Source organism: Bacillus sp. CIS52, from assembly GCF_053545315.1.
The window spans coordinates 15,294-30,726 of the sequence record NZ_JBIUFR010000001.1; the positions used below are offsets into that span (position 1 = coordinate 15,294).

The 15,433-nt window shown below is 51.2% G+C and carries 2 protein-coding genes; both read left to right on the forward strand.

The window, feature by feature from the left end:
- Positions 1-19 precede the first annotated feature (19 nt).
- A complete protein-coding gene (locus ACH32G_RS00015) occupies positions 20-7,717 on the forward strand; it encodes an amino acid adenylation domain-containing protein (RefSeq protein ID WP_448813855.1) in 7,698 nt (2,565 codons plus the stop codon).
- A 15-nt stretch (positions 7,718-7,732) separates the two neighbouring features.
- Complete coding sequence (locus ACH32G_RS00020; protein ID WP_448813856.1) at positions 7,733-15,424, forward strand: amino acid adenylation domain-containing protein; 7,692 nt, start codon at positions 7,733-7,735, stop codon at positions 15,422-15,424.
- Positions 15,425-15,433: the final 9 nt, after the last annotated feature.

The window sequence follows — 15,433 nt, forward strand, 5'->3', positions numbered from 1 at the left end:
AAAAAGGTGTGTGGCATTCGTGACACAAGCGACAGAAATTCAAGATATTTACCCTTTATCATATATGCAGGAAGGCATGCTGTTTCATTCGCTTCTGGATTCCGGATCAAACGCATATGTCGAGCAGATTTCATTTACGGTCAGCGGAGATTTATGCGTTGATACATTTCAAAAAAGCCTTGATATGCTTGTCAGCCGCTATGATATTTTCAGAACAATTTTCATAAAAGAAGTACCTGACCTTGAAGGGCCGCAGCAGGTAGTCCTTTCGCGCCGTGACACTGCCGTACGGACTGAAGACATTTCAGATTATTCGGAAGAACAGCAGCAAAGCATCATTGACGAATTTAAGGAAAACGACCGGCATAAGGGGTTTGATCTGCAAAAAGGCCCCTTAATGCGCCTTGCTCTTTTTCATACGGGAAAAAACCGCCATACATGCGTTTGGACTCACCATCACATTATGATGGACGGCTGGAGCCTGGGCATTGTGCTGAAAGATTTCTTCAGCATGTATTATTCGATCCGGAACGGGCGGCCTGTAAACCTCGGCAGTCCGAATCCTTACAGCACTTATATCAAATGGCTACGAAGCCGGAATAAAGAAGAAACGTCAGCGTTCTGGTCCGGCTATTTGAAAGATTACGGAGAAACCGTTTCTGTTCCGCAAACGAAGAATAAACCGGCGCAAAACGGTTATACATCTGAGCATTTTCAATTTTCCCTTGAGCCTGAAACCGTACAAAAACTGACAGACATAGCCCGGGGCATCGGGGTCACGCTGAATACTATATTTACGGGCATTTGGGGCCTGCTTCTCCATCGTTACAACGGGACTGAAGATGCGGTCTTCGGTTCGGTTGTTTCCGGCAGGCCGTCAGCTATCAGCGGCATTGAATCCATGGCCGGGCTGTTTATCAATACCGTTCCGGTGAGGGTGCGCGCAGCTAAGGATATGACTTTTGCATCGCTTGTTAAAGCAGTGCAAAAAGATTCACTCGCAGCGGAAGAGCATAGCTATTATCCGCTTTATGACATTCAAAACGAGAGCGGTCTGCAAAAAGATCTCTTGAACCATATCCTTGTCTTTGAAAATTATCCGGTTCAGATGCAGGCTGCGGTAAACGGCTGGCAGCAGACTGAAAGCCATGCGCTCTCTCTTGAAAACTTTTCGATGGCGGAAGAAACGAACTATGATCTCAACGTCGTCATCGTTCCGGGGGAAGAGTTTTATGTGAAATTCAGCTACAATGCTGACATTTATGATCGGGAGGACATGAAACGGATCAAAGGGCATATTCTTGAGGTCATCTCCTGTGTAACAGAGGATCCGGACAGGCTCTTATCAAGCATCAGTCTCGTGCCGCCGGAGGAAGAGGCCTTGATTCATTCGTTTAACGACACAAGCCGTCCGTATCCTGAGACAACCGTTCACGGGCTTTTTGAAGAACAGGCTGCCAAAACGCCCGACCAGGAAGCGTTGAGATATAACGGGATAAGCTGGAGCTATAAGAAATTAAATCAGCGGGCGAATCAGATTGCGCATGCGTTAAGGGAAAAAGGCGCCCGTCCCGATCAGATTACCGCTGTTATGCTGCGCCGATCGATGAATACGGTCGCCGCTCTGCTCGGAATTTGGAAATCGGGCAGCGCTTATATGCCGATTGATGCGGAATATCCGCCTGAACGGATCTCATTTTTGCTGAGAGACAGTGAAGCTTCACTGCTCGTGACTGAAAAAGACCTGCTTCCTCTCATTCCGCCTCATTTCAAGGGAAACGTCGTCATCTTGGAGGAAACGGTTTCCCGGCACACCGGGCCGCTTCCGCCGGTGTCCGGCAGCGGAAATTGGGCGTATGTCATTTACACCTCGGGAACGACAGGCCGTCCGAAAGGTGTGCTTGTACAACACAAAGCGATCAGCAATACATTGCAATGGCGGCGTGAAGAATACGGCATGACAGAAGGCGACATAGCGCTTCATCTTTTTTCATACGTATTTGACGGCTCTTTGACAAGTCTTTTCACTCCGCTGCTGTCCGGCGCTTGTGTACTGTTGACTGATGAAGACGATGCAAAAGACGTTCTTTCAATGAAACAGAAAATCGCCCGCCACGGGGTAAGCCATCTTCTGATCGTCCCGTCTCTGTATCGCGTCCTGCTTGACTCTCTGACAAAAAAAGATGCACAGACGCTTCGGGCGGTGACATTTGCCGGGGAAGCGGCAACCCCTGATATCGTGGAAGCGAGCCGGAATATATGCCCGAATGCCGAGCTGCTGAATGAATACGGCCCGACGGAGAACAGTGTGGCAGCGACGATCCTGCGCAATCTGCAAAAAAGCAGCCGGATTACGATCGGACGCCCGATCGCCAATACATCCGTCTATATCATGCACGGTGTCCAGCTGCAGCCGGTCGGAGCCGTCGGTGAACTGTGTATTTCAGGAAAAGGTCTTGCACACGGATATTTTCAGCAAAAAGAGCTGACGGACAAAGCCTTTACCCCTCATCCGTTTCGTGAAGGTGAACGGCTGTACAGAACGGGGGATGCAGCCCGCTTTTTACCGGACGGAACGATTGAATATATGGGGCGTTTTGATGATCAGGTGAAAGTCAGAGGCTACAGAATCGAATTAGGAGAAATCGAAACGGCACTCAGAAGTCTGTCCGGGGTAAAAGAGGCGGCAGTTACCGTTCGCAAAACGGCGGACGGAGAACAGGAGCTTGCAGCTTATGTCGTACTGCAAAACGCGGGTGTGACATTTGATCCGCACGCCGAATTGGCGGGGACATTACCTGCTTATATGATACCGGGAAGCTTTACCAAACTGACGGAAATGCCGCTGTCTGCGAGCGGAAAACTTGATAGGGCCGCGCTTCCTGAACCGGAAGAAGCTGAGAGAACCGGTGATTATCAAGCGCCCCGCACAATGCTTGAGACTGAGCTGCTGTCTATTTGGCAAGATGTGCTGAAACGGGACCGCATCAGTATGAGAGATGATTTCTTCCAAATCGGCGGACAGTCGCTGAAAGCCGCATCACTTGTTTCAAACATACATAAACGGCTGCAAATTGAACTTGCCGTCCGCCATGTCTTTGAACATCCGACCATTGAGAGCATGGCCCGCTTCCTTGAACAGAGGAAAAGAGGAGAATATGCGGAAATCACGCCTGCAAAGACGAAGGACTTGTACCCGTTATCTTTTGCTCAAAAAAGGCTCTATGCCCTTCACCAGCTTGCGGCGGACAGCACGGGCTATCATATGCCCGCTTGTCTGGAACTGAGCGGCAGGCTCAATCGGAACCGTCTGCAAGAAGCCTTTTCAGTGCTGCTGCAAAGGCATGAAGCGTTACGCACATCATTTGTGTTACGAAACGGGGAGCCGATGCAGCACATACATTCACATGCCGATCTCGAACTCACAGAGCTTCACATGCCGTCCGAGTCACTTCTTCATGAGACGATGGAAACTTTCGTTAAGCCGTTTGACGTGGAAAAAGCGCCGCTTTTGAGGGTGACTTTAGCCAAAGTCAATGAAGACCGTCATTTTCTGCTGCTCGATATGCATCATCTTATCGCAGACGGTGTGTCAATGAGCGTTCTGATTCAGGAATTGACGGATTTGTACAGAGGGAAGGAATTGCGGCCGTTAAAACTGCAGTACAAAGATTTTTCCGTCTGGCAGCATGACCGGTCTGCCGCTGAAGAGTTCAAAAAACATGAGCGGTATTGGCTGGATGCGCTCGGGGAAAACATTCCCGTTCTTGATCTGCCGCTGGATAAAAAGCGCCCTCAGCTTCCTGATTTCAGCGGATCCGCGGTTCGAACGCGTCTTCAAAAGGAAACGGGGGAGAATTTGCGCCGGCTCATGGATGAGACGGGTTCCACGCTGTATATGATTCTTTTGGCCGGCTATTCCCTGTTCCTGTCTAAATTGAGCGGACAGGAAGATGTTGTCGTCGGTTCACCTGCGGCAGGCAGAAGCCGCGCTGAGCTTGAAGGGGTTATCGGCATGTTTGTTAACACCGTGGCCATGAGAAGCAGGCCGGAAAGTGATAAGACATTCCGCGCTTATTTAGAAGAGGTGAAAATGCTCGCCCTCGGCGCAGCCGAACATCAGGAATTCCCGTTTGAAGAACTCGCCCAAAAGCTTGATACACCTCGGGAAGTCAATCGCAATCCGCTGTTTGATGCCATGCTCGTTCTGCAAAACAGTGATGATTTCAAAGTGAATCTTCCGGGCTTATCCGTTTCTGCACATGCAGTGAAGCATGACATTTCAAAATTCGACTTGACGCTACATGCTGAGGAACGGCCGGATGGCGCCCTGGATTTTCATTTTGAATACAGTACCGCATTGTTTGAAAAAGAAACGATCGAACGGTGGGCCGGTCATTTTAAAGAGCTTTTAGGACAAATCGCGTCGGATTACGATCGGAAGCTGTCTGACATTCATTTGCTGGACACAAACGAGCGGCAGATGCTTTTGGAAGCTGATAATCAAACGGCTGAGTATCCGCGGCATGAAACGATCGTCAGTTTATTTGAAACACAGGCGGAAAAAACGCCGGATCAAATCGCAGCCGTCATGGCCGATGAGCGTCTCACCTACCGCGAGCTCAATGAAAAGGCGGATCGAATCGCCGATATGCTCTCAGAAAACGGGATCCGCTCCGGACAGATTGTCGGGATGATGACTGAACGATCTCCGGATATGCTGATTGGGATTCTCGGTATTTTAAAAGCGGGAGGGGCGTATCTGCCGATTGATCCTGAATATCCGGACGAGCGGATTTCATTTATGCTGACTGACAGCGGCGCGCGTGTTCTTTTGACGCAATCGGGTCTCGGGGTTTCCGGAATGGACGGTCTGCCGGTTTTATACATTGATAAGCCTGAATCTGTCTCAGCAGACAGTCCGAAAGAAACGATAACACCTCAACAGCCGGCTTACGTGATTTACACATCGGGCACAACAGGGAAACCGAAAGGCGTTATGACGGAACACCGTAATGTCATCAGCCTTATCACACATAAAGGGCTGCCGTTTGATTTTGGGCCAGCAGACGTCTGGACGCTGTTTCATTCCTATTGCTTTGATTTTTCTGTTTGGGAAATATTCGGTGCGCTTTTATACGGCGGAAAAGTAGTCATCGTGCCGAAAGAAACAGCCCGTGATCCGCATTTGTACCGGCAGCTGCTGCTAAGTGAAGGCGTAACGGTGCTGAACCAAACGCCGACCGCTTTTTCCGGACTCATTCATGAAGAAGCCGGGCATACGGACAAGCTGAAGCTTCGATATGTCATTTTCGGCGGAGAAGCGCTTCAGCCCGGCATGCTGAAAAGCTGGAAAGAGAAGTACCCGGAGACAGAGCTTGTGAACATGTACGGCATTACAGAAACCACGGTTCACGTCACATACAAAAAACTGAATATGGAAGATATCGAGAGAAATAAAAGCAATATCGGCAGACCGCTGGAAACCCTTCATGCTTTTGTCATGGACGCCTATATGAATCCGCAGCCGATCGGAATTCCCGGTGAGCTTTATATCGGCGGAGAGGGTGTCGCGAGGGGATACGTAAATAGAGATGATTTAACTGCCTCCCGTTTCATCACGAATCCGCACGTTTCCGGTATGCGGCTCTACCGGACGGGCGATATCGCCAAAAGGCTCTCAAATGGCGAGCTGGAGTATGTCGGGCGGAAAGATGCGCAAGTAAAAGTCAGAGGCCACAGAATTGAATTGGGAGAAATTAAATCAGCGCTCCAGAAGCTTTCTTTCGTGAAAGAGGCCGCCGTGATCACACGTGCTGATCAGCACGGTCAGCACTCCATTTACGCCTATGCCGTCTTACACGGAAACGAAAAGTTAAAAGAAGCAGAGATTCAGGCCTCTCTCAGAGCTTTCTTGCCGGAATATATGATTCCCGCACGCTTGACAGAGCTTAATGAACTGCCTCTGACGGCGAATGGGAAGCTGGATGAGAAGGCGCTCCCGCAGCCTGAATTAAACGAAAACCCCGGAGATGATATCAGCCTGAGGAATGAAACTGAAGAAATGATGGCTGACATTTGGGAGGAACTCTTAGGTGTTGAAGGCCTTGGCCCCAATGCTCATTTCTTCCATCTCGGCGGAGATTCGATTAAAGCGCTGCAAGTATGTGCGAGGCTGAAGCAGCAGGGCTACGAAACGACCGTCCGTGAGCTGTTTGAGCATCAGACACTGGGAGAGGTGTCGATGCGGCTCCGGAAAGTCCGCCGCGTAATTGATCAGGCTCCCGTCACAGGCGAAGTGCCGTTGACGCCGATCCAGCACTGGTTCTTGTCACAATCATTGCCGCATGATCATTTTAATCAGACCGTTATGCTCCGCAGTGCGGACAGAATCAATGAATCTGCCATGAGAAAAGCGCTGGCGCATCTGGCGGTTCATCATGACGCATTACGGATGATATGCGGCACGCAAAATGGATCGGTGATGCAATATAACAGAGCTGAGAACCTTTCTGAAGAAGAACTCTTTACGTTTGAAACGCTTGACGTGAGAGGGACAGGGTCATTACAAGAGGAGCACGCCGCAATTGAACAGGCGGCCGCCCGCATACAAACTTCCATTAGGCTGGAAACGGGTCCGCTCATAGCTGTCGGTTTATTTCACGCCGCTGATGGCGATCATCTGCTGCTTTCCATTCATCACCTTGTCATTGACGGAGTGTCATGGCGGATTTTATTTGAAGATCTCACCGCGTGCTACAGGCAGGCGCTTGTTGGAAAAGAAGCCGTTCTTCCGGCGAAAACTGATTCCTATCAGACTTATGCAAAGCAGATTTCTGATTATGCAAAAAGCCGCCGGCTTCTGCAGGAAGCAGATTACTGGTCTGAAAGAGAAGAAGCGGCGGTCAAACCGCTTCCAAAAGATGCCCGCATCTCTTCCAATCTCCTTAAAGATACAGATGTGATGACCATTACATTGACAAAACAGGAGACTGAGCAGCTGTTAACGGAGGCAAACAGAGCGTACACAACGGAGACGGGTGAATTATTGCTTGCGGCGTTAAGCCTTGCGCTGAACAGATGGACCGGAAACGAGACATTCAAAATCAGCATGGAAGGCCACGGAAGGGAAGAGCACCTGGAGCATCTTGATATCAGCAGAACCATCGGCTGGTTTACGTCAATTTATCCGGTATTGGTTGATGCAAGTTTTCAAGATCAGGCTGATGACAGCGGGCGTCTCGGTTATCACATTAAGCGGACAAAAGACATGATGCGCCGCATTCCGCATAAAGGAGCGGGATACGGGGTGCTGAAATATATAAGCAAATTCTGGGAAGAGGCTGAATCTGATTCTCCTGAAATCAGTTTTAACTATTTGGGGCAGTTTGACCGGGAGATCCGTTCCACCGGCTTCGATGTTTCTCCCGTAAAAGCGGGAAATGAAGTCAGCCCAGACTGGGAACGTCCGTACACACTTGATATCAGCGGCTCCGTATCATCGGAATGTCTCAGCTTGAATGTGGTGTATAACCGTTTTCAGTACCAAAAAGAAACGATTGAAGTTTTGACGGGGCATTTTCATACTTTTCTCAAGCAGATCATCGCGCATTGCACAGGCAAAGAGGAGCGTGAATGGAGCGCTGCTGATTTCAGTGATGAAGAGTTAACGCTGGAAGATCTGAGTGACATTATGGGAGCCGTCAACAAACTATAGAAAAGGAGAGGCGCAATGGGGCAGCAACCGGAAATACAAGATATATACCCTTTATCTTTTATGCAGGAGGGCATGCTTTTTCATTCTCTTTTGGATCATGACTCAAGAGCCTACTTCGAACAAGCAGTGTTTACGATCAGCGGACAGCTTGACCGGGAACGATTCCAAAAAAGTATAGATGCTGTTTTTGAACGATATGATATTTTCCGTACGACGTTTATTCATAAGAATGTGGCTAAGCCCCGCCAAGTCGTGTTAAAAAACAGGCCGAGCCGCGTTCAGTTTCATGATATTTCTCATTTGGATGAGAAGGCGCAAGACATGTATGCCGACCGGTTCAGTAAAGAAGACAAAGATAAAGGCTTTGATTTGCAATCAGACCCTCTCATGAGAGTCTCCATTCTGAAAAAAGCGCCCGAACGCTATGTTTGTATTTGGAGCCACCATCATATCGTCATGGACGGCTGGTGCTTCGGAATTGTCATGAAGGAATTTCTGATGATCTATCAATCTCTCGGAGACGGACACCTCCCGTCTCTCGAGCCTGTTCAGCCATATGGGAAGTATATTAAATGGCTCATGAAGCAAGATCGTAAAGAAGCCGAGTCATTTTGGAAAACGAGACTTGCCGATCTTGAGCAAACGGCGTCTCTTCCGAAAAAATCCGCCGAACCAAACGGCGAGCTTGAGCAGGCTGTTTTCACTATTCCTGAAGAGCAGACAAATGAGCTGAAGAACATTGCGGCAAGGGCGGGAGCAACGCTGAATACGGTGTTTCAGGCACTGTGGGGCATTTTGCTGCAGCGTGTCAGCCGCTGTGAAGACGCCGTTTTCGGTTCTGTCGTTTCCGGCCGGCCGTCGGATCTGGCGGGCGTAGAAAAAATGGTAGGGCTGTTTATCAATACGATTCCCGTGCGGGTAAAAAGCGGTTCGTTTTCTTTCCTGGAGCTCGTCAGGCATTTGCAGCAGGAGACGCTGCAAGCAGAAGCGTACAGCTATTATCCGCTGTATGACATTCAGGCGCAAAGCCCTCTGAAGCAGGCGCTGTTTGACCATATTATCGTGTTTGAAAATGTGCCGGCCCAGCGTGAAATTGAAAATGTGAGTCAGGCCGGTTCATTTGATTTTGCGGTAGAGGATTTCACGATGGAGGAAGTCACAAACTACGGATGCAGCGTAAAGGTGATTCCGGGAAGTTCTCTTTATATCCGCTTAAACTTTGATACCGGTATATACGATCGTGTTTTTATGAAGAAGATTGAAACCTTTTTACGGTATATGATGAAATCAGTCATTTCCGACCCTGAAATGAGCGCCTCCGAGATCGCATTGTTGGATGCGTGTGAAGCCAGAAATATGCTGGATGCGTTTAACCGGACAGAAGCGGCTGAACCGCCGGCTCCTACGCTTCACGGGCTGTTTACCCGCCGCGCTGCACTTTCGCCGCATCGTCCGGCGCTCCGTTTCCCAGACGGTATGCTGACGTACGCCGAGCTTGACCGGTACACAGACAGGCTCGCTGTTCGGCTCCGCCAAAAAGGCGTCCGAAAAGAAAGCATGGTCGGTGTGCTCGCTGAACGCTCGCCGGAGATGGTGATTTCAGTGCTTGCCGTGTTAAAAGCAGGCGGCGCCTACGTGCCGCTTGACCCGGAATATCCGGAGGACAGGCTGCGCTATATGCTCGACGACAGCGGCGCCTGTCTCCTGCTTCAACAGTCGGGATTATCCGTTCCCGGTTTTTCCGGCGAGACGCTAGAAGTGTCTCTTTCTGCCCTTACAGGTGAGACGGAGACAGGGGCTGTCTCTGAAGAAGCGGATGCCGATTCGCTCGCTTATATCATTTACACGTCCGGTTCGACGGGAACACCGAAGGGGGTGGCTGTTGAACACCGTCAGGCCGCCGCCTTTTTATCCGGGATGCAAGGGCAGTTTCCGTTAACGGAGGAGGATATGATCGTGCTGAAATCATCCTTTTCCTTCGACGCTTCCATCTGGCAATTGTTTTGGTGGACGATGTCCGGCGCCTCCGTGTATCTGCTTCCGTCCGGATGGGAGAAAGATCCCGCGCGGATGATTGAAGCGTTTGCCTCGGAAAAGGTGACGACCGCGCATTTTATTCCGGCGATGGTCAACAGCTTTTTAGATGCGCTGGAAACAGAGCCTGAGGAAACAAGAATCCGCCTCGGCAAAACCTTGACACGCGTGTTTGCCGGAGGGGAAGCTCTTTCACCGCTTACGGCTTCCCGGTTTGCCGATCTTCTGCCGGAAACCGTGCTCATTCACGGCTACGGGCCGACAGAAGCGACGGTTGATGCGGCGTTTTACGTCTGTGACCGAAAACGGGACAGCGGACGGACAAGGCTTCCGATCGGAAAACCCGTTCCGGGTGCCCGTCTTTATGTGTTAGACGGCGGGGGAACCGTTCAGCCTGCGGGCGTTGCCGGAGAGCTGTACATTGCGGGGACAGGGGTGGCCCGGGGCTATTGGAACCGGCCTGAACTGACGGCAGAGCGTTTTCTCGATGATCCGTTTTATCCGGGAGAGCGCATGTATCAGACGGGTGATATCGCACGCTGGACAGAAGAAGGACTTGTCGAATGGCTTGGCCGTTCAGACGGACAGGTGAAAGTTCGCGGCTACCGGATTGAACCGGGGGAAATCGAAACGGCGATCCGTCGCGTTGACGGCATTCGTGAGGCGGCGGTCACTGCCCGGACCGAACACGGCGAAACCGCGCTTTACGCCTATATCGAAGGACGGGAAAGCGATGACGTGCGGGCAGAACTTGCGACACGCCTTCCAGCCTACATGATGCCGGCTCAGTTTATAGAAATGAGCGAGTGGCCGGTCACACCGAGCGGAAAGCTTGACCGCCGTGCGCTGCCGGCTCCTGACGGAACGGCAGGCAGACAGGCGTACACCGCACCGCGTAACGTCACGGAAATGAAGCTTTGCGCCCTTTGGGAAGAGGTGCTGAAAAACGGCCCCGTCGGCATTCGGGATCACTTTTTTGAGCGGGGCGGCCATTCGTTAAAAGCGACGGCTCTCGTCTCCCGCATCGCCAAAGAATTCGGCGTTCAGGTGCCGTTACAGGACATCTTCGCCCGGCCGACGGTGGAAGAGCTCGCTAAGGTCATTCAGGACCTCGAAGAGAGCCCGTATGAAGCGATTCAGCCGGCGAAAACACAGGACACTTATCCGGTGTCTTCAGCGCAGAAACGGATGTATGTGCTCCAGCAGCTTGAAGACGGCGGTGTCGGCTACAATATGCCGGCTGTGCTGGAACTGACGGGCCCGCTTGACCGCGGCCGGCTGGAGGAGACGTTCCGGCAGCTTGTCGAGCGGCATGAGTCGCTCAGAACGTCCTTTGAAACGGGACATGACGGCGAACCGGTGCAGCGCATCCATGACAGCGTGACGTTTCAGCTGGATGAAGCCGAGTCAGCTGACGCATTCGTCCGGCCGTTTTGTCTAGAGGAAGCGCCGCTCTTCCGGGCGGCCCTCGTGAAAGAATCGGACGAACGCCATCTTTTATTAACGGATATGCATCACATTATTTCCGACGGTGTGTCCGTCAACACCTTGATAAAAGAATTCGGCGAGCTGTATGCAGGCCGCTCGCTTGCGCCGATGCGCCTTCAATATAAAGACTATGCCGTCTGGCAGCGGTCGTTTCAGGAGAAGGAAGGATATCAGAAGCAGGAAGCATATTGGCTGAAGCGGCTGGAAGGTGAGCTTCCGGTGCTTGAGCTTCCGGCTGACAAGCCTCGTCCGGCTGTCAGAAGCTTTGCGGGCGGGAACGTATCGTGCACGCTTGACGCTGAAACGGCATCCGGCCTTCACCGCATCGCCCGCGATCACGGCTCCACTTTGTATATGGTGCTTCTCGCCGCGTACAATACGCTGCTCGCGCGGTTGAGCGGACAGGAAGACATCATCGTCGGCTCGCCGATTGCCGGGCGCCCGCATAAAGACCTTGAACCGATTCTCGGGATGTTCGTCAATACACTCGCCATCAGAACGGAGCCGAAAGGGGACAAACGGTTTACCGATTACTTGGCGGAAGTCCGTCAGGCGGCACTTGAGGCGTATGAGCATCAGGACTATCCGTTTGAAGAGCTTGTGGAACGGCTCGGCGTGCAGCGGGACACAAGCCGCAATCCGCTGTTTGATGCTATGCTTGTCGTACAAAATATGGAGCATGAGGAATTGCTTCTGGACGGTTTGCATATTCAGCCTGCGGACATGTCCCGTCCGGTTTCCAAATTTGATTTCACTTTGCAGGCTTCTGAAGGCGGGGGACAGATTCATTTTCTGTTCGAATATGCCGCGGCTTTATTCCGGAAAGAAACGATGGAACGCTGGGCTTCCCACTTTTTGACGATGCTTGAACACATTGTCCGTGAACCGGAATCCTCTTTACGGGAGATCAATATGCTGACAGAACCGGAACGCAACCGGATTCTTGCGGATTTTAACGGCATGACGGATAAACAGCTGCCGGAAAAAACAGTTCATGAACTGTTCATCACCCAGGCACAAAAAACACCTGACGCTGCGGCCCTTATCAGCGGGGAAACATTGGTCACATATAAAGATTTAGATGAATGGTCGAATAAAATCGCCAGAGCTCTGCAAAAACGGCAGATCGGACCTGATGCAGCCGTCGGCATTGTGATACCAAGATCGCCGGAACAAGTAGCGGCAGTCTTCGGAGTTTGGAAAGCCGGAGGCGCCTACGTCCCGATAGATCCTGAATATCCGGAGGAACGTAAGCAATATATCACCTCAGACAGCGGCGCAGCGATTCTTCTTACCGTACGGGGCGCGATAGATCAAGTGCCTGATCATTTTAAAGGTGAAGTACTCGCATTGGAAGATATCCAGGAACAGGACGCTTCACCGGTTCAGTCACTGTCGGCGCCGGAGGATTTGGCTTACATCATTTATACGTCAGGGACAACAGGCAGGCCGAAAGGGGTTATGGTCGAACATCGATCCGTCAGCCAGACCCTTCAATGGCGGAGAGGATTTTATGATCTGAATGAGAAAGATACGGTTCTTCAGCTCTTTTCATTTTCCTTTGACGGATTTGTAACAAGTATGTTCACACCGCTGATTTCCGGCGCGAAAGTGGCCGTTTTAGCTGAAGACGAAGCGAAAGATATTCTGGCCATCAAACACTATCTCGCTTCTTGCCGCATTACTCACATGATTATTGTTCCCGTGCTGTACCGTACACTGCTTGACGTACTGGAGCCGGGAGATGCCGAGTCTCTCCGGATTGTCACATTAGCGGGAGAAGCGGTCGATCAAAATATTATCAGCCGTAGTTTATCGGTTTGTCCTCACACGGAACTTGCCAACGAGTACGGTCCGACGGAAAACAGCGTCGCCACTGCAGCGGCAAGACATATAGAACAAAATGAGGAGATTACGATCGGCCGGCCGATTGATCATTCGCACGTTTATATTTTAAACGGGGATCATCTGCAGCCGATCGGTGTAACAGGGGAACTTTGCATCTCAGGTTCCGGCCTTGCAAGAGGGTACCGCAATCTTCCTCAGCAAACAGCTCAAGCCTTTGTCCAAGACCCGTTCCACAAGAACCGGCGCATGTACCGCACGGGCGATCTGGCAAAATGGCTGCCGGACGGCACGCTGCAATATATCGGCCGAATGGATGAGCAAGTCAAAATCAGAGGCTACCGGGTGGAGCTGCAAGAAATTGAGGCCGCCTTAACAGGCATAAAAGGTGTCAAAGAAGCCGCCGTTACCGCTCTGCCCGCATCAGCAGGCCAAACGGAACTATGCGCTTATATCGTGACAGAAGAAGGAACAGAAAGCGAAACGGTGCAGCGGGCGCTCAGAAATGAAATGCCCGCTTATATGGTGCCGGCGCTCTTTGAAACCCTTGAGGCCCTGCCGGTCACACCGAACGGGAAGCTCGACCGCCGCGCGCTTCCTGAGCCGCGGAAAAAAATGCAAACGGGACGGGTGTTTACAGAACCTGCCAGCGCCATTGAAAAGGAACTGGCTGCGATTTGGAGCGACGTGCTCGGAACTGAAAACATTGCAGCGGATCAATCATTTTTTGAGCTTGGCGGCGATTCCATCAAAGCCCTGCAAGTCTCGGCCCGATTACACCAGACAGGAAAACAGATCGCTGTAAAAGATATTTTCAGCCGGCCGACAATTAAAGAACTGGCGCCTTATGTCCGAACAGAGCGGCAGCCGGTCAGCCAAGCTCCCGCAGAAGGAGAAGTGAAGTGGTCACCTGTTCAAAAATGGTTCTTCGCACAGGACATGAAGGAAGCAAACCATTTTAACCAGTCCGTTATGCTGACGAGAACAAATGCAATTGATGAAGAGGCTTTGAGGAAGACGTTAAAAGCCATTACCGTTCATCATGATGCCTTGCGCCTTGTGTGCAAAAAAGACGGAGAGAAAGGCCTCTTCCTCTTCAACAGACCGGCTGGCCTCCCAGATGAGCAGCTTTACAGCCTGACTATTTTGGAAGCGGCAGGCAATGAGCATGAAAAGGAACGTTTTATAAAACGCCGCGTCGCAGAGCTTCAGAGAAACATGGATTTGGAGAACGGGCCGCTTGTACAGGCAGGGCTGTTCCGCTCTGAAGCAGAAGATTACTTGTTTCTTACCGTCCATCATCTCGCCGTCGACGGGATGTCATGGCGGATTTTATTGGAAGACTTGGCTTCTGCCTATGAGCAGGCCGTCTCCGGAAAAGAAATCAATCTTCCGCCGAAAACCATGTCATTCAAATCATATACGGAGCAGCTGAAGGATTATGCTGAAAGCCGACAGCTGCTTCAGCAGGCGGAGTATTGGCGGGAGATAGAACACTATGAAACAGAAAGTCTCCCTTGCGAGCAGGCAGAACGATCTGAAACTTCTGCGGAAAAACGGAACACGGTATCTTTCACATTGACAGAAAGTGAAACAAATGCGCTGTTGAAAGATGTGCACAGCGCCTACAATACGGATACGCAAGATGTGATTTTGGCTTCCGCCGTGCTCGCTGTTCAGAAATGGTCGCCGCGGGATGCTTTGAAAATCGCCCTTGAAGGACACGGACGCCAATCGGAGCAGGGCGGTGCGGACATCAGCAGAACGGTGGGGTGGTTCACTTCCATTTATCCGGTGCTTTTCCGGGCGGGAGCTTATGAACCTCTTGAAGAATATGAAATTCGCACATTGAAAACCGTCAAAGACACATTGCGGCGCATTCCGGATAAAGGGAACGGATACGGCGTCCTTAAATATTTGACACCGCCGAAGCTTGCCGGGATGACTTTCGGGAAAGCACCGGAGATCAGCTTTAACTATCTCGGACAATTCGATGCGCCCGGCGGGAATCCGGCAGAAACGGAACAGCCTGACGCGTTTCAATTTTCTCCTTTGGGCAGCGGAGATGATGTGACGGATACATGGAAACGGGAGCAGTCACTTGAAATCAGCGCGATTGCGGCAAAAGGCCGGATGACCGTCAGCATTTCCTATGAAACGGGACGCTTCCGGCAGGATACGATCGAACGGCTGTCCGAAAGCTGCCGGTATTTTCTCCTGAAACTGTCGGAACATTGCCTCAGTAAAACCGATACGGAGAAAACCGTCAGTGACTTTGATGATCGGGAGCTGACCGAGGAAGCATTGCAGGATATTGCCGACTTACTCAGCTTCCACTAAACCGAGCGG